The sequence below is a fragment of the Curtobacterium sp. Csp2 genome, assembly GCF_013347165.1.
On record NZ_CP054593.1, the window covers coordinates 1,979,623 to 1,998,074 of the forward strand.

At 71.9% G+C, this 18,452-nt stretch carries 16 protein-coding genes; 13 read left to right on the plus strand and 3 right to left on the minus strand.

The genetic code is table 11. The features are described from left to right. The first annotated feature begins 251 nt into the window (after positions 1-251). The 12 genes from hisI (at position 252) to HUN59_RS09700 (ending at position 16,302) form a co-directional block, all read left to right on the plus strand. On the plus strand, positions 252-635 hold the full coding sequence (gene hisI / locus HUN59_RS09645; protein ID WP_174778198.1) for a phosphoribosyl-AMP cyclohydrolase: 384 nt from the start codon (positions 252-254) through the stop codon (positions 633-635). After that, complete coding sequence (locus HUN59_RS09650) at positions 632-2,158, plus strand: anthranilate synthase component I (RefSeq protein WP_174778199.1); 1,527 nt, start codon at positions 632-634, stop codon at positions 2,156-2,158. Before hisI ends, HUN59_RS09650 begins: the two co-directional genes overlap by 4 nt. Continuing rightward, positions 2,155-2,841, plus strand: coding sequence for a Trp biosynthesis-associated membrane protein (locus tag HUN59_RS09655; protein ID WP_114849963.1), 687 nt, complete (start codon positions 2,155-2,157; stop codon positions 2,839-2,841). Before HUN59_RS09650 ends, HUN59_RS09655 begins: the two co-directional genes overlap by 4 nt. Then, positions 2,838-3,077: a DUF6704 family protein gene (locus tag HUN59_RS09660; RefSeq protein ID WP_058741461.1), complete on the plus strand. Its 240-nt coding sequence runs from the start codon at positions 2,838-2,840 to the stop codon at positions 3,075-3,077. Before HUN59_RS09655 ends, HUN59_RS09660 begins: the two co-directional genes overlap by 4 nt. An 11-nt stretch (positions 3,078-3,088) precedes the next feature. Beyond that, entirely contained in the window at positions 3,089-3,889 is an 801-nt protein-coding gene (gene trpC / locus HUN59_RS09665; RefSeq protein WP_058741464.1) for an indole-3-glycerol phosphate synthase TrpC, read from the plus strand. A gap of 67 nt (positions 3,890-3,956) precedes the next feature. Beyond that, on the plus strand, positions 3,957-5,171 hold the full coding sequence (gene trpB, locus HUN59_RS09670) for a tryptophan synthase subunit beta (protein WP_058741462.1): 1,215 nt from the start codon (positions 3,957-3,959) through the stop codon (positions 5,169-5,171). Further along, a complete protein-coding gene (gene trpA, locus HUN59_RS09675) occupies positions 5,168-5,971 on the plus strand; it encodes a tryptophan synthase subunit alpha (protein ID WP_114849960.1) in 804 nt (267 codons plus the stop codon). The genes trpB and trpA overlap by 4 nt, the downstream gene beginning before the upstream one ends. Positions 5,972-6,115: 144 nt before the next feature. Continuing rightward, positions 6,116-7,111 (plus strand): prolipoprotein diacylglyceryl transferase, encoded by a 996-nt coding sequence (gene lgt / locus HUN59_RS09680; protein ID WP_174778200.1) that lies wholly within the window; start codon positions 6,116-6,118, stop codon positions 7,109-7,111. Between the two features lie 240 nt (positions 7,112-7,351). Beyond that, positions 7,352-11,989, plus strand: coding sequence for a glutamate synthase large subunit (gene gltB / locus HUN59_RS09685; protein WP_302690925.1), 4,638 nt, complete (start codon positions 7,352-7,354; stop codon positions 11,987-11,989). Further along, positions 11,982-13,439 (plus strand): glutamate synthase subunit beta, encoded by a 1,458-nt coding sequence (locus HUN59_RS09690; protein WP_141861799.1) that lies wholly within the window; start codon positions 11,982-11,984, stop codon positions 13,437-13,439. Before gltB ends, HUN59_RS09690 begins: the two co-directional genes overlap by 8 nt. Before the next feature lie 150 nt (positions 13,440-13,589). Continuing rightward, entirely contained in the window at positions 13,590-15,035 is a 1,446-nt protein-coding gene (gene pyk, locus HUN59_RS09695) for a pyruvate kinase (protein WP_058742554.1), read from the plus strand. 181 nt (positions 15,036-15,216) lie between these two features. Continuing rightward, positions 15,217-16,302, plus strand: coding sequence for a VIT1/CCC1 transporter family protein (locus tag HUN59_RS09700; protein ID WP_441307039.1), 1,086 nt, complete (start codon positions 15,217-15,219; stop codon positions 16,300-16,302). Between the two features lie 56 nt (positions 16,303-16,358). Here HUN59_RS09700 and HUN59_RS09705 read toward each other — a convergent pair whose 3' ends face one another. After that, the gene (locus tag HUN59_RS09705; protein WP_174778202.1) at positions 16,359-16,898 is read right to left on the minus strand and encodes an HdeD family acid-resistance protein; all 540 of its coding nucleotides are present in this window, start codon (positions 16,896-16,898) and stop codon (positions 16,359-16,361) included. 44 nt (positions 16,899-16,942) lie between these two features. Further along, entirely contained in the window at positions 16,943-17,083 is a 141-nt protein-coding gene (locus HUN59_RS09710; protein WP_174778203.1) for a hypothetical protein, read from the minus strand. A 6-nt stretch (positions 17,084-17,089) separates the two neighbouring features. Here HUN59_RS09710 and HUN59_RS09715 point away from each other — a divergent pair, with 6 nt between their 5' ends. Then, positions 17,090-17,383, plus strand: coding sequence for a hypothetical protein (locus HUN59_RS09715; RefSeq protein WP_174778204.1), 294 nt, complete (start codon positions 17,090-17,092; stop codon positions 17,381-17,383). A 370-nt stretch (positions 17,384-17,753) separates the two neighbouring features. Here the strand turns inward: HUN59_RS09715 and HUN59_RS20090 are convergent, their stop codons facing one another. Next, entirely contained in the window at positions 17,754-18,044 is a 291-nt protein-coding gene (locus HUN59_RS20090; protein WP_174778205.1) for a hypothetical protein, read from the minus strand. Between the last annotated feature and the right edge of the window lie 408 nt (positions 18,045-18,452).

The following is an 18,452-nucleotide window of genomic DNA, read 5'->3' on the forward strand; positions in this document are numbered from 1 at the left end:
AGGATGGGGGGTAGGGAAGGTCACCGGAGTACGTGGGCGAGGGGATTGTATAGTCAGCAGGCCCCCCCGCGGCAGGGGTGCGCCCCGGGCCTTCCCGGCCAAAACAGCCGGCCATGAGCACGTCTTCCTTGGCCGCCCCCCGCAGGCGGCCGGCCCCGCCACGATCCTCCCGTCCGTCCGTCCGTCCCCACCACCGACCGGCGCGGTCCCACCACCGACCGGCCCGGACCACGCCGTAGGCTAGGAGCCTCATGACCGACAGCACCGACACCAGCACGGAAGCGGTCCTCGACCGCGCGCGGTTCGGTGCGGACGGGTTGCTCCCCGCCGTCGTGCAGGAGGAGTCCACGAAGGACGTCCTCATGCTCGGCTGGATGGACCGCGAAGCCCTGCGCCGCACCCTGACCGAGGGGCGGGTGACCTTCTGGTCCCGCTCGCGCCGCGAGTACTGGCGGAAGGGCGACACCTCCGGGCACGCCCAGTACGTGCGCGCCGCGGCCCTGGACTGCGACGACGACACGCTGCTCGTGACCGTGCACCAGGTCGGCGCCGCGTGCCACACCGGCGCGCACCGGTGCTTCGACGTGGACCCCCTCGACCCCGTGACCGCGACCGCACCGGAGGGCATGCGATGAGCACCTCGACCAGCACCACGCGCCCGGACTTCGACGCCCTGCTCGACGGCCACCGGGTCGTGCCCGTCGTCCGCGCGCTGTACGCCGACAGCGAGACCCCGGTCGGGGTCTACCGCAAGCTCGCGGACGGCCGCCCCGGCTCGTTCCTGCTCGAGTCGGCGGGGCAGGGCGGCCTCTGGTCGCGCTGGTCGTTCGTCGGCGTGCGGAGCTTCGGCGTGCTCACGCAGGAGGGTGACCGGGCCGCGTGGATCGACACCGGCATCCCGGCGTCGCGCGCCGTCGGGTCGCTCGACGGCGCCCCGCTCGAGGTGCTCGCGCGGCTGCACGAGCGCTGGGCGACCCCGCGTGTCCCCGGGACGCCGCCGCTCGTCGGCGGGACCGTCGGGTTCATCGGGTGGGAGGCCGTCCGGCAGCTCGAGCACCTGCCGAACGTGCCGGACGCCGACTTCGACGTGCCCGGTCAGGCGCTCGCCTTCGTGTCCGAGCTGGCCGCGCTCGACCACCGCACCGGCCTCGTGCTGCTCGTCGCCAGCGTGCTGAACGACGGCACCGACGACGCCGACACGATGTGGCAGGACGCGCAGTCCCGGCTCGACCGGATGCAGGCCGACCTGGTCACGCCGAGCGTCGCCACCGTGGCCGAGGCGTTCGAGATCGCCGAGCCGACGCCGCGGCACCGCTCGACCCCGGACGAGTACATGGCCGCGGTGGTGCGGTCGAAGGACTTCATCCGCGACGGCGACGTGTTCCAGGTGGTGATCTCGCAGCGGTTCGACCACGACGTGACGGCCGACCCGCTCGACGTCTACCGGGTGCTCCGGACGCTCAACCCGAGCCCGTACATGTACTTCCTGTCCCTCGCGGACACGGCCGACGAGCGGTTCTGGATCGTGGGTGCCTCGCCCGAGGCCCTCGTCAAGGTCCAGGACGGTCGGGCGATCACCCACCCGATCGCCGGGTCGCGGCCCCGAGGCGCGACCCCGGTCGAGGACGTCCGGCTCGGCGACGAACTGCTCGCCGACCCGAAGGAGCGCGCCGAGCACCTGATGCTCGTCGACCTCGCCCGGAACGACCTGCAGAAGGTGTGCGAGCCGGGGTCCGTCGCGGTCACGGAGTTCATGACCGTCGAGCGCTTCAGCCACATCATGCACCTGGTGTCGAGCGTCGAGGGGGCCGTGCGTCCCGGAGCGTCCGCGATCGACGTCTTCCGTGCGACCTTCCCGGCCGGCACGCTCTCCGGGGCACCGAAGCCGCGCGCCCTCGAGATCATCGACGAGCTCGAACCGGCGAAGCGCGGCGCCTACGCGGGCGTCGTCGGGTACTTCGACTTCGCCGGTGACGCCGACCTGGCCATCGCGATCCGAACGGCGCTCATCAAGGACGGGGTCGCCCGGGTGCAGGCCGGCGCCGGGCTCGTGGCGGACTCCGACCCGCACACCGAGCACGTCGAGGCGGTCAACAAGGCCGCGGCCCCGCTGCGCGCCGTCGCGACCGCCAACCGCATGCGCGAGGTCCGGTCGTGAAGCGCTCCCGACCGATCACCGTCGTCGCCGGGCTCGCCGTCGCGGGCATCGTGATGCTCTCGTGGACGCAGACCTGGTTCACGGTGCACCTGCACGCCGGGACGGCCGTCGTGTCCCGGGTCGTCGCCGACGGGGCCGCCGCGGTCCCGCAGTACACCGCGCTGGCCATCGCGAGCCTGGCGCTCTTCCTCGCGCTGACGATCGCGGGGCGGGTGCTCCGCGTCGTGCTCGGCGTGGTCGAGGTCCTGCTCGGCGCGGGTGTCGTCGCGGTCGGCGTGAGCGCCTTGGCCGACCCGGTCGCCGCGGCGAAGGGCGCCGTGGGCGAGGTCGCCGGCGTGAGCGACATCGACGCGGTCCGCCGGGCGGTGTCGAGCGTCGACGTGACGCCGTGGCCGCTCGTCGGGATCGCCGGGGGCGTCCTCGCCGTGCTCCTCGGCGTTGCCGTCCTGGTCCTGCAGCGGTCGTGGCCCGGGCCGAGCCGGAAGTACGGCGCGGCGACCGCGGGTGCGGCGGCCGACGCCCGTGCGGCGGCCCCGACCGTGCGCGACGCCGTCACCGACTGGGACGACCTCAGCGCGGGCGACGACCCGACCGTCCTGGACGAGGCGTCCACGACCGACACGGTAGGATCGGAGCGGCGCCGATCGGATGACGGCGCCGGAGCAGAACGAGGAGCACCGTGAGCAACACTGAGCCCGCAGAACTCGGCGAAGGCCACTCGCCCGCCGCCTGGACCGCCGTCGTGATCATGCTGATCGGGTTCGCGGCCGGGACGCTGTTCTTCTGGTTCGACCTGGCGTGGGGCGTCTGGGCCTCCGCCGCGGTCGTGGTCGTCGGGCTCATCGTCGGTGCCGTCATGAAGCGCGCCGGCTACGGCGTCGACGGCCCGAAGTTCGTCCCCAAGCACCACGCGGAGTAGTCGTGCCGAACGTGCTCGAGACCCTCGTCGCGGGTGCCCTCGAGGACGCCGCCGCCCGTCGCCTCGACCGTCCGTACGCGGACGTCGAACGCGACCTCGACCGGGTGGCATCGCCCCTCGACGCGCTCGACTTCCTCGCCCCGGGTGACCGCGTCAAGATCCTCGCCGAGGTCAAGCGCGCGAGCCCGTCCCGCGGCTCGATGGCCACCATCGAGGACCCGGCCGCCCTGGCCGCCGACTACGAGCGCGGTGGCGCCTCGACGATCAGCGTCCTGACCGAGGGACGGAAGTTCCTCGGCAGCCTCGCCGACCTCGAGGCCGTCAAGGCGCGCGTCGGCGTCCCGGTGCTCCGCAAGGACTTCATCGCGGACCCGTACCAGGTGGTCGAGGCCCGCGCCGCCGGCGCCGATCTCGTGCTGCTCATCGTCGCCGCCCTCGACCAGGCCCGGCTCGTCGAGCTGCACGACCTGGCCGAGCAGCTCGGCATGCGCGTCCTGGTCGAGGCGCACTCCGCGGACGAGGTCTCGCGTGGCCTCGACGCCGGTGCGCGCATCCTCGGCGTGAACGCCCGCGACCTGACCGACTTCTCGCTGGACCGCGACCTGTTCGGGTCGCTCGCCGACCGGATCCCCGACGGGGTCGTCCGCGTCGCCGAGTCCGCCGTCGCCGGTCCTGCCGACGTCGCGCACTACCGCGCCGCAGGTGCCGACGTCGTCCTGGTGGGGGAGGCGCTCGTCACGGGCGCGGACCCCGCCGCCACCCTCGCGTCGTTCATCGACGCCGCGGACGGCCTCGGCCGCCCGCGGGTCTGACCGACACCGTCCCCATCGGCAGCCGTCCACCCGATGGCACACGCCGACCCCATCCGGGAGACCCATCGTGACCTCACTGCGTGACCTGCACGGACCGTACTTCGGCGACTTCGGCGGACGCTTCGTCCCCGAGTCGCTGGTCCTCGCCCTCGACGAGCTCGAGACGGCCTTCCGCGAGGCCTGGGCCGACCCGGCCTTCCGCGAGGAGCTCGACACGCTCCAGCGCGAGTACACCGGGCGTCCGTCGATCATCACCGAGGCGCCCCGGTTCGCGAAGCACGCCGGCGGTGCCCGGATCCTGCTCAAGCGCGAGGACCTCAATCACACCGGCTCGCACAAGATCAACAACGTGCTCGGTCAGGCCCTCGTCGCGAAGCGCCTCGGCAAGACGCGCCTCATCGCCGAGACCGGCGCCGGCCAGCACGGTGTCGCGACGGCCACCGCTGCGGCGCTCTTCGGCATGGACTGCGTCGTCTACATGGGCGCGGTGGACACCGAGCGTCAGGCGCTGAACGTCGCCCGGATGCGACTGCTCGGCGCCGAGGTGATCCCGGTCGAGACCGGATCGCGCACGCTCAAGGACGCGATCAACGACGCCCTGCGGGACTGGGTCGCCAACGTCGAGTCGACGCACTACCTGCTCGGCACGGTCGCGGGCCCGCACCCGTTCCCGGAGATGGTCCGCGAGTTCCACAAGGTGATCGGCGAAGAGGCCCGTCAGCAGGTCCTCGACCGTGTCGGTCGCCTGCCGGACGCCGTCGCCGCGTGCGTGGGCGGCGGGTCGAACGCGATGGGCATCTTCGAGGCGTTCCTCGACGACGAGTCCGTCAAGCTCTACGGCTACGAGGCCGGCGGCGAGGGCATCGAGACGGGGCGGCACGCCGCGAGCATCTCGCTCGGCCGCACCGGCGTGCTGCAGGGCACGATGTCCTACCTGATGCAGGACGAGGACGGCCAGACCATCGAGAGCCACAGCATCTCGGCCGGTCTCGACTACCCGAGCGTCGGGCCCGAGCACGCCTACCTCGCGTCGATCGGTCGCGCCACGTACGAGCCGATCACCGACACCGAGGCGATGGAGGCCTTCCGGCTCCTCAGCCGCACCGAGGGCATCCTGCCGGCGATCGAGTCGTCGCACGCCCTGGCCGGTGCGATCAAGCTCGGCAAGCAGCTGGGTCCGGACGGCGTCATCCTGATCAACCTGTCCGGACGTGGCGACAAGGACGTGGCGTCCGCCAGCCGCTACTTCGGGATCCTCGACGAGAACGCGGTGCAGCTGTGACGAACCCTGAGACCACCCGATCGGTCGCCGCGACGATCGACGCCGCCAACACCGAGCGCGCCGGCGCCGTCGTCGGGTACCTGCCCGCCGGGTTCCCGGACCTGCAGACGAGCGTCGACGCGGCGGTCGCCCTCGCCGAGAACGGCGTCGACGTCATCGAGCTCGGCCTGCCGTACTCCGACCCCGTGATGGACGGCCCCGTCATCCAGCGCGCGGCTGAGGAGAGCCTGGCGAACGGCTTCCGCGTCGCGCAGGTGTTCGACGCCGTCGCGCAGATCACGAGCCGCGCGGACGTGCCGGTGCTCGTCATGACGTACTGGAACCCGGTGCTGCGCTACGGCGTCGACCGGTTCGCTGACGACCTCGTGGCCTCCGGAGCGTCCGGTCTCATCACGCCCGACCTCATCCCCGACGAGGGACGCGCCTGGATCGACGCCTCCGAGCGCACCGGGCTCGACCGTGTGTTCCTCGCGGCGCCGTCCTCCACCGACACCCGGATGCAGCAGGCGGTGCAGGCGAGCCGCGGCTTCGTGTACGCGGTCTCCACGATGGGCGTCACCGGTGCCCGCGTCGGCGTCGACACGGCGGCGCGGACGGTCGTGTCGCGGCTCCGCGACGCGGGCGTCGCCCGGACCTGTGTCGGTCTCGGCATCTCGACGGCCGACCAGGTCACCGAGGTGCTCGAGTACGCCGACGGTGCGATCGTCGGTTCGGCGTTCGTGCGTGCGCTCGCGGACCTCGGCGTCCAGGGCGTCGCGGACCGTGCGGCCGACCTGACGTCGGGTGCCGTGCGCCGCTGAGCGCGCAGGCGCGCAGCGCCGCGGCTCCGCCGCCCCGGACGGGCCGCAGCGTTCCTGACGGGCGCGGTTCCCGCGCTACAGTGATCGGGGCCGACCCGGCGTCGGTCCCGCGGACGCAGAGCACCGAAAGGCGACAGCACCTCCATGCCCCTCCTGAGCATCCCGAGCCCGAGCACGGCCTGGCAGTACTTCGACCTGACGGCCTGGCTCCGTGACGTGTTCGGGTTCTCGCTGCCCCTCGACTTCCGCATCCACGCCTACGCGATCTGCATCCTGCTCGGGATCGTCGCCGCCGTGGTGCTCGCGAACCGCCGACTCAACGCCCGCGGCGTCGAGCGCTGGATCATCATCGACATCGCGATCTGGGCGGTGCCGTTCGGCATCATCGGCGGGCGCCTGTTCCACGTATTCACCCACGTCAGCGACTACTTCGGCCCGGGCCGCGACCCGCTGTCCTTCCTCTACATCTGGGAGGGCGGTCTGGCCATCTTCGGCGCGATCGTCCTCGGCTCGGTCGGGGCGTGGATCGGCTGCCGCCAGGTGGGCCTGCGCTTCACGACCCTGATCGACGCGATCGCGCCCGGCGTGCTGCTCGCCCAGGCGTTCGGGCGGCTCGGCAACTACTTCAACCACGAGCTCTTCGGCATGCCGACGAACCTGCCGTGGGGCCTGCAGATCGAGTCGTCGAACCCGGCGTTCCCGAAGGGCCTGCCCGAGGGCACGCTGTTCCACCCGACGTTCCTCTACGAGATCATCTGGAACGTCTGCGGCGTCGTCGTGATCCTGCTGCTCGACAAGCGCTTCCGCCTGCAGTGGGGCAAGGTCATGGCGCTCTACCTGATCTGGTACGGCACCGGCCGTTCCGTGCTCGAGTCCATCCGCGTCGACACGAGCGAGACGTTCTTCGGAATCCGGACGAACGTGTGGGCGTCCTTCGCCGCGATCCTGATCGGCATCATCGTCTTCATCGTCCAGACGCGGCGACACACCGGCAAGGAACCGAGCCCGTACGCCCCGGGACGCCAGCCGCGTCGGACCTCCGATGTAGACTCGGACGACACCTGGTCGGAACACGACGACGACGCTCCGGCGGCCGTCACGGGCTCCGATCCGGTGCCGGCAGGCGGGTCCGCGAAGTAACGCGGCGCCCACCAGCCGACACGAGCAACAGCACCACCCCAACCCGCCGCACGGTCGACACCCGCCGACCACGCGGACCCGCTGCACCGGCCGGCGTCGTCACCATCGACGCCGCGACCACGCACGTCGTGAGCGCACACCCTCGACGACGTGCACGGGCACCAGTCCCGCCCGCTCGGGCGGAACGCACCACCGGGCCACCGACGTCCCTGTTCCACTTCCTCGTGAGGACGGTTCCCCATGGCGCTCCAGCCACACCCGACCCCCGCCCAGGCCGCGCAGCGTGCACCCGGTCAGCGTGCACCCGGCGCACTCCTGCCCGCGCACCGGCGCTTCTCCGCCGTGCCGGACGCGACCGGCGCGTACGACCCGGCGAACGAGAAGGACGCCTGCGGTCTCGCGATGGTGGCGACCCTGCGCGGGACGGCCGGCCACGACATCGTCGACGCCGCCCTCGGAGCACTGCGCAACCTCGAGCACCGCGGTGCCGTGGGTTCGGACGCGGGCACCGGCGACGGCGCGGGCATCCTGTGCCAGGTGCCGGACGCGTTCCTGCGCGACGAGGTCGACTTCGAGCTGCCGGTAGCGGGGGAGTACGCGGTCGGGACGGCCTACCTGCCGACCGACGACGACGAGCGGCACGCGGTGCAGGGTGCCGTCGAGCGGATCGCGCGCGAAGAGGGGCTCCGGGTGCTCGGCTGGCGTCCGGTGCCGGTCCGCCCCGAGGTCCTCGGCACGCTCGCCCGCGCGGCGATGCCGGCGTTCGAGCAGCTCTTCGTGGCGTCCACCCGGCACGACGTGCACGGTGCCGCGTGGAGCGGGATCGCCCTCGACCGTCAGGCCTTCCGCCTCCGCAAGCGCGCGGAGCACGGGCTCGAGGTCTACTTCATGTCGCTGTCGAGCCGGACCATGGTCTACAAGGGCATGGTCACGACGCTCCAGCTCGAGCCGTTCTACCCGGACCTCAGCGACGAGCGGTTCGCCTCGAAGCTCGCGATCGTGCACTCGCGCTACTCCACGAACACCTTCCCGTCGTGGCCGCTCGCCCAGCCCTTCCGCACGCTCGCCCACAACGGCGAGATCAACACCGTCCGCGGCAACCGCAACTGGATGCGCGCCCGCCAGTCCCAGCTCGAGAGCGAGCTGCTCGGCGACCTCGCACCGCTGCTGCCGATCGTCAGCCCCGGCGCGAGCGACTCGGCGTCCTTCGACGAGACCCTCGAGCTGCTCGCCCTGACCGGGCGGAGCCTTCCGCACGCGGTCTCGATGATGGTGCCGGAGGCCTGGGAGAACCAGGTCGGCATGGACCCCGACCTGCGGGCGTTCTACGAGTACCACTCGATGCTCATGGAGCCGTGGGACGGCCCCGCCGCGATCACGTTCACCGACGGTGCGATCGTCGGCGCCACGCTCGACCGCAACGGCCTGCGCCCCGGCCGGTTCCTCGTCACCGACGACGGCCTGATCGTGATGGGGTCGGAGACCGGCGTGCTCGACGTGCCGCCGGGCAAGGTCGTCCGCAAGGGCCGCCTGCGCCCCGGTCGGATGTTCGTCGTGGACACCGAGGCCGGTCGGATCATCGAGGACGACGAGGTCAAGCGCGACCTCGCGGCGTCCGGACCCTGGGCCCAGTGGCTCGACGAAGGCCGGATCAACCTGTCCGACCTGCCCGACCGCGAGCACATCGTGCACACGCCCGCGTCGGTCACCCGCCGCCAGCGCGCCTTCGGCTACACCGAGGAAGAAGTCCGCATCCTGCTGCGGCCGATGGCGCAGACCGGCGCCGAGCCGCTCGGTGCGATGGGCTCGGACACGCCGATCGCGGTGCTGTCCGAGCGCCCCCGTCTGCTGTTCGACTACTTCACGCAGCAGTTCGCGCAGGTGACGAACCCGCCGCTCGACTCGATCCGCGAGCAGGTCATCACCTCGATGGGCATGGGCCTCGGCCCGGAGCGCAACCTGCTCGACGCCGGCCCCGAGCACGCGAAGCAGATCACGCTCGACTTCCCGGTCATCGACAACGACGAGCTCGCGAAGATCCAGCACTTCGAGACGGCGTCCGGTCGGCACCTCACCGTGACGATCAAGGGCCTGTACCGCGTCGACGCCGGCAAGAAGGCGATGCAGAAGCGCATCGCCGCGGTGTGCGACGAGGTCGACGCGGCGATCGAGTCCGGCAAGCAGTTCATCGTGCTGTCCGACCGCGACGGCAACGCGGAGCAGGCCCCCGTGCCGAGCCTCCTGCTGCTCGCCGCCGTGCACCACCACCTGATCCGGACCGAGCAGCGCATGAAGGTCGGGCTGATCGTCGAGGCCGGCGACGTGCGCGAGGTCCACCACGTCGCGACCCTGATCGGCTACGGCGCGTCCGCGATCAACCCGTACCTGGCGATGGAGACGTGCGAGAACCTCGTGCGCTCCGGGATGATCACCGGGCTCACCCCTGAGCAAGCCGTCAAGAACGTCATCAAGGCGCTCGGCAAGGGCGTCCTGAAGATCATGTCGAAGATGGGCATCTCGACGGTGTCCAGCTACGCGGGCGCCCAGGCGTTCGAGGCCGTCGGGCTCAGCCAGGAGTTCGTCGACAAGTACTTCACCGGGACCTCGTCGATCCTCGGCGGTGTCGGGATCGAGGTCATCGCGAAGGAGAACGCCGAGCGCCACGCCCAGGCGTACCCGCAGGACGGCGCGGTGCTCTCGCACGAGCGCCTACAGACCGGCGGCGAGTACCAGTGGCGCCGCGAGGGACCGCCGCACCTGTTCAACCCGGACACGGTGTTCCGCCTGCAGCACGCGACGCGCGCCCGCCGGTACGACATCTTCCGCGAGTACTCCCGGGCGGTCGACGACCAGTCCGAGGACCTCATGACGCTCCGCGGGCTCTTCCGGTTCCGCCACGGCGTCCGGCAGCCGATCCCGCTGGACGAGGTCGAGCCGATCGAGTCGATCGTCAAGCGGTTCAACACCGGTGCGATGTCCTACGGCTCGATCTCGCAAGAGGCGCACGAGACCCTCGCGATCGCGATGAACCGCCTCGGTGCCCGCTCGAACACGGGCGAGGGCGGCGAGGACGTCGAGCGCCTGCTCGACCCGGAGCGTCGCAGTGCGATCAAGCAGGTCGCCTCCGGCCGCTTCGGCGTCACGAGCATGTACCTGACGCACGCCACCGACATCCAGCTGAAGATGGCGCAGGGTGCGAAGCCGGGTGAGGGCGGCCAGCTCCCGCCGACGAAGGTGTACCCCTGGGTCGCGCGGACCCGGCACGCCACCGCGGGCGTCGGGCTCATCTCGCCGCCGCCGCACCACGACATCTACTCGATCGAGGACCTCAAGCAGCTGATCTTCGACGTGAAGCGGGCGAACCCGTCGGCGCGCGTCCACGTCAAGCTCGTGAGCCAGTCCGGCATCGGCGCGGTCGCCGCCGGTGTCACGAAGGCGCTGGCCGACGTCGTGCTCGTCTCGGGGCACGACGGCGGCACGGGTGCCTCCCCGCTCAACTCGTTGAAGCACGCCGGCACCCCGTGGGAGATCGGCCTGGCCGAGACGCAGCAGACGCTCATGCTGAACGGCATGCGCGACCGTGTCGTGGTGCAGGTCGACGGGCAGATGAAGACCGGGCGCGACGTGGTCGTGGCCGCGCTGCTCGGCGCAGAGGAGTACGGCTTCGCGACCGCGCCGCTCGTGGTCGAGGGCTGCATCCTCATGCGGGTGTGCCACCTCGACACGTGCCCGGTGGGCGTCGCGACGCAGAACCCGGAGCTCCGGAAGCGCTTCTCGGGCAAGCCCGAGTTCGTCGTGAACTTCTTCGAGTTCATCGCTCAAGAAGTCCGCGAGCTCCTCGCCGAGCTCGGCTTCCGCAGCCTGGACGAGGCGATCGGCCAGGTCGACGCGCTCGACACCGACCGTGCCGTCGAGCACTGGAAGGCGTCCGGTCTCGACCTCGCGCCGGTGCTGCACGGCCCGGAGTTCGGTCGCGACGAGCCCCGTCGCCACCTGCGCGACCAGGACCACGAGCTCGACGAGCACTTCGACGTCCGGCTGATCCACGAGACCGCCGACGTGCTCGAGCACGGGGGGTCGATCGCGCTGGACCTGCCGATCCGCAACACGGAGCGCGCCGTCGGCACGATGCTCGGGCACGAGGTCACGCTCCGCCACGGCGAGCACGGCCTGCCCGCCGGGTCGATCGACATCACGCTCCGCGGGTCCGCCGGGCAGTCGCTCGGTGCGTTCCTGCCCGCCGGCATCACGCTCCGGCTCGTGGGCGACAGCAACGACTACGTCGGCAAGGGGCTGTCGGGCGGCTCGATCGTCGTGCGCCCGGACTCGGAGTCCGCGTTCGAGGCGTCCGAGAACGTCATCGCCGGCAACGTCATCGGTTACGGCGCGACCCAGGGCAGCATGTTCATCCGCGGTGTCGTGGGCGAGCGCTTCCTGGTCCGGAACTCCGGGGCGACCGCGGTCGTCGAGGGCGTGGGCGACCACGCGCTCGAGTACATGACCGGCGGTCTGGCGCTCATCCTCGGCGAGACCGGCCGGAACCTCGGCGCCGGCATGTCCGGTGGCACGGCGTACGTCCTGGGGCTCCGTCGCGAGCACGTGAACACCGACGCCCTGGCGACCGGCGAGCTCCGGCTCGAGGAGCTCGACAGCGCCGACGTCGAGATCGTCACGGACCTGCTCCGGCAGCACCACGACGAGACCGGGTCGACCGTGGCGGGCGACCTGCTCGAGTCCGGCGACCTCAGCGCCTTCGTGAAGGTGCTACCGCGGGACTACGCCGCCGTGCTCGAGACCCGCCAGCAGGCCGTCGACGAGGGGCTCGACCCCGACGGCGACATCGTTTGGAACCGCATCTTGGAGGTGACCGGTGGCTGACCCGAAGGGCTTCCTCAAGGTCCAGGAGCGCGAGCTCCCCGCACGACGACCCGTCCCCGTCCGCCTCATGGACTGGAAAGAGGTCTACGAGCAGCAGGAGTCCGGCGCGCTCAAGCGCCAGGCCGGCCGCTGCATGGACTGCGGCGTCCCGTTCTGCCACCAGGGTTGCCCGCTCGGGAACCTCATCCCCGAGTGGAACGACCTGACGTGGCGCGGCGAGGGCCGCCAGGCGATCGAGCGCCTGCACGCGACGAACAACTTCCCGGAGTTCACGGGTCGACTCTGCCCGGCGCCGTGCGAGGCGTCGTGCGTGCTCGGCATCAACCAGCCGCCGGTCACGATCAAGCAGGTCGAGGTCTCGATCATCGACGAGGCGTTCCAGAACGGCTGGGTCACACCGCACCCGCCGGAGCGCCTGACCGGCAAGACCGTGGCGGTCGTCGGGTCCGGCCCCGCCGGCCTCGCCGCCGCGCAGCAGCTCACGCGCGCCGGCCACACCGTCGCCGTCTACGAGCGCGACGACCGCATCGGCGGCCTGCTCCGCTACGGCATCCCGGACTTCAAGATGGAGAAGCGCCAGATCGACGCGCGCCTCGCCCAGATGCAGGCCGAGGGCACCCGCTTCCGCGCAGGCGTCGAGATCGGCGTCGACATCACCTGGGACGACCTGAAGTCCCGGTACGACGCGGTCGTCGTCGCGACCGGCGCGACCGTCCCGCGCGACCTGCCGATCCCCGGCCGCGACCTGGCCGGCGTGCAGTACGCGATGGACTACCTCGTCCAGCAGAACAAGACGAACGCGGGCACCACGGTCGACAACCAGGTGACCGCCGAGGGCAAGCACGTCGTCGTGATCGGCGGCGGCGACACCGGCGCGGACTGCATCGGCACGGCGCACCGGCAGGGCGCGCTGAGCGTGACGAACCTGGCCATCGGCAAGCAGCCGCCGCTCGAGCGTCCGTCCGACCAGCCGTGGCCGATGTTCCCGACCGTGTTCGAGGTCTCCAGCGCCCACGAGGAGGGCGGCGAGCGGCACTACCTGGCGTCGACCGTCGAGTTCCTCGGGAACGCCGCGGGCGAGGTCCGGGCGCTCCGGGTCGCCGAGACCGAGTACGTCGACGGCCGCCGCGTCCCGAAGAGCGGCACCGAGCGCGAGATCCCCGCCGACCTCGTCCTCATCGCGATGGGCTTCACCGGCCCGGAGACCGAGACGCTCGAGCCGCAGCTCGGGCTGCCGACCACGCCGTCCGGTGCGGTCGCACGCCAGGCCGACTACTCCACCAACGAGCCGGGCGTGTTCGTCGCCGGGGACGCCGGCCGCGGACAGTCGCTCATCGTCTGGGCGATCGCCGAGGGCCGCGCCGCCGCCGCGAAGGTCGACGAGTACCTCGAGGGCTCGACGATCCTGCCGGCACCGGTGAAGGCCACCGACCGTGCCATCTCGGTCTGACCGGGCGGGCGACGTGAACGACACGGGAACGCACGACCGCCAGTGAGCAGCAGGCCACCGGCACTCGATAGGGTGCTGGTGGCCTGCTGTCGTTCCGCGCGGCCCCACAGCGCGGAAACCCCAGCACCATCCACCACACGAAGGAATCCATTGAGACGCGCAAAGATCGTTTCGACGCTCGGACCCGCCACGTCGGAGTACGAGACCGTCAAGGAGATCATCGAAGCGGGCGTCGACGTCGCCCGCCTCAACCTCAGCCACGGTGACTACAGCGTCCACGAGGCCAACTACGAGAACGTCCGTCGCGCCGCCGAGGAGCTCGGCAAGCCGGTCGCGATCCTCGTCGACCTGCAGGGCCCGAAGATCCGCCTCGCCCGGTTCGCGGACGGCCCCCACGAGCTCGCCGTCGGTGACGTCTTCACCATCACGACCGAGGACGTGCCCGGCTCGAAGGAGATCTGCGGCACGACGTTCAAGGGCCTGCCCCAGGACGTGAAGCCCGGCGACCCGCTGCTCATCGACGACGGCCGGGTGCGGCTCCGCGTGCTCGACACCGACGGCGTGCGCGTGCGCACCGAGGTCGTCGTCGCCGGCACCGTCTCGAACAACAAGGGCATCAACCTGCCCGGCGTCGCGGTCAACGTGCCCGCGCTGAGCGAGAAGGACGAGGCCGACCTCCGCTGGGCGATCCGCCAGGGCGCCGACCTCATCGCGCTGTCGTTCGTGCGCAACGCAGCCGACGTCGACCGCGCGCACGAGATCATGGACGAGGAGGGCAAGCGCCTCCCCGTCATCGCGAAGATCGAGAAGCCGCAGGCCGTCGACGCCCTCGAGGAGATCATCGACGCGTTCGACAGCATCATGGTCGCCCGCGGTGACCTCGGCGTCGAGCTCCCGCTCGAGGCCGTCCCGATCGTGCAGAAGCGCGCCGTCGAGCTGAGCCGCCGCATGGCGAAGCCGGTCATCGTCGCGACGCAGATGCTCGAGTCGATGATCTCGTCGCCGATCCCCACCCGTGCCGAGACCTCCGACGTCGCGAACGCCGTCCTCGACGGTGCGGACGCGGTCATGCTCTCGGGCGAGACCAGCGTCGGCGAGTACCCGGTGCAGACCGTCCGTACGATGGCCCGCATCGTCGAGTCCACCGAGGACCACGGCCTCGAGCGCATCGCCCCGCTCGGCACCAAGCCGCGCACGCTCGGTGGTGCGATCACCCTCGCCGCGGTCGAGATCGCCGAGTTCACCGAGGCGTCGTACCTCTGCGTCTTCACCGAGTCCGGCGACTCGGCCCGCCGCATGTCGCGTCTGCGCCACGGTCTGCCGATCATCGCGTTCACCCCGAACGAGGCCACGCGTCGCCGCATGGCCCTCACCTGGGGCGTCCGTTCGTTCCTGGTCGACCGGAAGACCCACACCGACGAGCTCTTCTCGCAGGTGGACGACGTCCTCCTCGAGAACGGCCTGGCCGCCCCCGGCGACCGCGTCATCGTGACGGCTGGTTCGCCTCCCGGCATCGAGGGCTCGACGAACGACCTCCGCGTGCACCGCGTCGGTGACGCGCACGCCGAGGCCGCGCCGGCCTACGTGCGCGACTGACACCCGGTCACCACGCCACAGGGCGCGGACGGGAGGCACGGTGCGGGTTGCGCACACCGCCTCCGGTCCGCGCCCTGTCGCGTCCCACGCTCGCCCTCGTCCGGAGCGGAGCCGCACCCGACGACGCGGCCGCGCCCGCTCTGCGCACCCACCCGGCCGTGCGCGGGCGTGAGCGGGCAGGATCGGTGGGGTGAGCCTCCAGGACGAGAACCGTTCCGCACCCACCGCGACGGACGTGCGCCGCTGGCGCCGCTACCTGGCCGACGAGCGGGCGGAGGCCGCCGTCTACCGGAACCTCGCCGCGCGACGGACGGGTGAGGAGCGCGAGATCCTCGCGGCCCTCGCCGAGGCGGAGGGCCGGCACGAGCAGCACTGGATCGACCTGCTCGGCGAGCGGGTGGGACGGCCGCTGCGGGGGAGTTGGCGGACCCGGGTGCTCGCCGCGCTGGCGAAGCGGTTCGGCTCGGTGTTCGTGCTCGCGCTCATGCAGCGTGCCGAGGACCGCTCGCCGTACGCCGACGACGACGACGCCACGGCGCGGATGGCCGCCGACGAGCGGATCCACGGCGAGGTGGTCCGCGGGCTGGCGAACCGGGGGCGGATGCGCCTGTCCGGGACGTTCCGGGCGGCGGTGTTCGGCGCGAACGACGGTCTCGTGTCGAACCTGGCGCTCATCATCGGCATCAGTGCGTCCGGCGCTGACCGCCACTTCGTCCTGCTGAGCGGCGTCGCGGGTCTGCTCGCCGGTGCGCTGTCGATGGGCGCGGGGGAGTACGTCTCCGTGCGGTCGCAGCGGGAGCTGCTCGACGCCTCGGCACCGCACCCCGAGGCCGGGCAGGCCGTCGCCGACCTCGACGTCGACGCGAACGAGCTGGCGCTGGTCTACCGGGCACGCGGGATGACCGAGACCGAGGCGCAGGCGCACGCGGACGAGGTCCTCGGCGGGCGGACGGTGCCGTCGGCGACCGGCCCGGACGAACACGAGGCGGTCGGCAACGGCATGAGCGCGGCGGTGTCGAGCTTCCTGTTCTTCGCGTCGGGTGCGGTGATCCCGGTGCTGCCGTACCTGTTCGGGCTCGAGGGGTGGGCGGCTGTGCTGCTCGCGGCGCTGCTCGTCGGGATCGCGCTGCTCGGGACGGGCGCGGTCGTCGGGGTGCTCAGCGGAGCGTCGCCGCTGCGTCGGGCCCTGCGGCAGCTCGCGATCGGGTTCGGTGCGGCCGCGGTGACGTACGGACTCGGCCTGCTGTTCGGGACGGGGAGCGCGTAGGACGCGCGGAGGCGTCCGGTCGGGTTCGGTGCGTGGCGGTCAGCGGCGCAGCGCGGTCAGCGTCGCATCGCCGCGCGGGGCGGCAGGAGCAGGAGCGCGGCGGCACCGACCACGACGAGGGCGATCCCGGAGAAGACCGTGAAGACGGTGAGGGCGAGTCCGGGGGCGACGAGGACCACGACGCCGCCGAGGATCGACAGCACGCCGCTCACGACCGTCGGGACCCGCGAGGAGCCGGGGTGCCCGACGACGGCCCCGACGAGGGCAGCGACGCCCTCGACCAGGAACGCGATCCCGGCGAGCACGGCGTAGACGAGCAGCGGGATCGCCGGGTCGACGAGCGTCAGGAGGCCGGCGAGCCCGACGAGGACCCCGACGACGCCCGAGGTCCAGCGCCACGCGGGTGGGGCGCCGTGCCCCCGGACGGCGGCGAACACCCGCAGCGCCCCGGCCACCACGAGGTACACGCCGAACACGAGGGCGACGAGCACGAGCGAGGGGCGGGGCCAGACGATCGCGACGATCCCGAGGACGACGGCCACCACGGCCGTCACGACGACGAACACTCGGAACGTGCGGACGGCACGGGAATCCACTGGACCTCCTGATCGATCGGGTGGCCTCCGACGGTACCCGGCGTTCAGCCGCGGCGTTGCGTCCCGAGCACCCCGACGTCGCGTCTGTCGAGCTCGGCGAGCGCCCGCCGGGTCCCTGCCGACAGTCGGGCGGTCGGGACACGGCCGCCGACGGCGAGCGCGACGTCGCCGGGCAGACGGAGCACCGAGCTGTGCCCCTGCCGTGCCCGGAGGTCGTCGAGCGCGCTCCGCGGGACGTCGGCGTCGAACGGGGTGTTCACGACGACCAGCGTGCGGGTCACGGCGGTGGTCCCGAACCGACGCTCGGCGGTCGCGAGCACCGTGTCGGCGTCGTCGAGCCCGCCGCGGGTCGCCGGGACGACGAGGACGAGGACGTCGACCGGAGCGTCCTGACGGACGTCGCGACGAAGAGCCAGCCCGTGATGGACGCGCTCGGCAAGATCGACGGTGCGGTCCAGACCGTCGCCACGGGGGCGCAGCAGTGAGCCTCATCGACCCGAGCAAGCTGCCCGGCGACAAGATCGACGCCGCTGCCGTGTCGTCCGGCGCATCGACGATCTCGACACTCGGCACCACCATCGCGACCGGTGGCGGTGACACCGTCCGGGCCTGGCAGGCGATCTCCGGGTCGTACCAGTCGGACGGTGCCGAGCACCTGTACTCGGTGATGACGCCGGTCGGCACCGCGACCACGAGTGTCGGCGACGGGCTCGGTTGCGTCGCCGCCGCACTGTCGACCTACGCCGAGACCGTCGGGCCGATCAAGACCGAGCTCGACACGCTGAAGACCGAGGCCGAGGACTTCGTCCGCCGCGCGAAGGACTTCCAGCCGCGGATGCAGGACTCCGACGACGGCTACGTCATCGCGTCCCAGGCGGTCAGCACGATGGGCGTCAGCCTGATCACGGGCACCAAGGTCGAGATCACGTCGTGGGACCAGGACCCGGACATGGTCGACGAGAACAACCGGCTGATCCGCCGGGGTGCCGACCTGGCAGAGGAGTGGCTCGCGGCGCAGCAGACCTGCGCGAACGCGATCCTGGCCGCCGCCTGCCTGGCACCGCTCCCCGGCACGAGCACCGGTACCCCCGCGCAGATCATGGCCGCGGCCGAGGCGTCCCTGCCGTGGGCGGGCGAGAGCGACATCGACACCCCGTGGGGGTCGACCCGGGACCGCAAGGAGTCCTGCGGCGAGAAGGCCGCCGGGTTCCCCGCACACCTGGTGAAGGGTGTCGTCGTGGACGGACTCGGCGGCATGGCGAAGGGACTCAGCTCCCTCCTGATCGGCTGGGACGGCACCGGCATCCCCTGGTACGCCGAGGCGATCGTCGGCGGCATCACCGGACGGTCCGACATGGTCGACGACGCCTTCGGGCGCGCCGGCCAGACGTACGGAGGCGCCCGGCTCGGGCTCGGGCACCTCGCCTCGGCGCTGACCCCGGTCGGCACCGTCGTCAACACACTCGGCAACAGCCCGCTCGGCGACTTCCTGCCGAAGGACACCCAGCAGTTCCTGTCCGACTGGGGGCACGACGACACCACCGCCCTCGCGGA

Bases quoted from the DNA above. Each gene is read 5' to 3' on its own strand.
- lgt (WP_174778200.1), top strand. From the start codon at position 6,116: ATGCCCCTCCTGAGCATCCCGAGCCCGAGCACGGCCTGGCAGTACTTC.
- hisI (WP_174778198.1), top strand. From the start codon at position 252: ATGACCGACAGCACCGACACCAGCACGGAAGCGGTCCTCGACCGCGCG.
- HUN59_RS20090 (WP_174778205.1), bottom strand. From the start codon at position 18,044: ATGTCGCTCTCGCCCGCCCACGGCAGGGACGCCTCGGCCGCGGCCATG.
- HUN59_RS09650 (WP_174778199.1), top strand. From the start codon at position 632: ATGAGCACCTCGACCAGCACCACGCGCCCGGACTTCGACGCCCTGCTC.
- gltB (WP_302690925.1), top strand. From the start codon at position 7,352: ATGGCGCTCCAGCCACACCCGACCCCCGCCCAGGCCGCGCAGCGTGCA.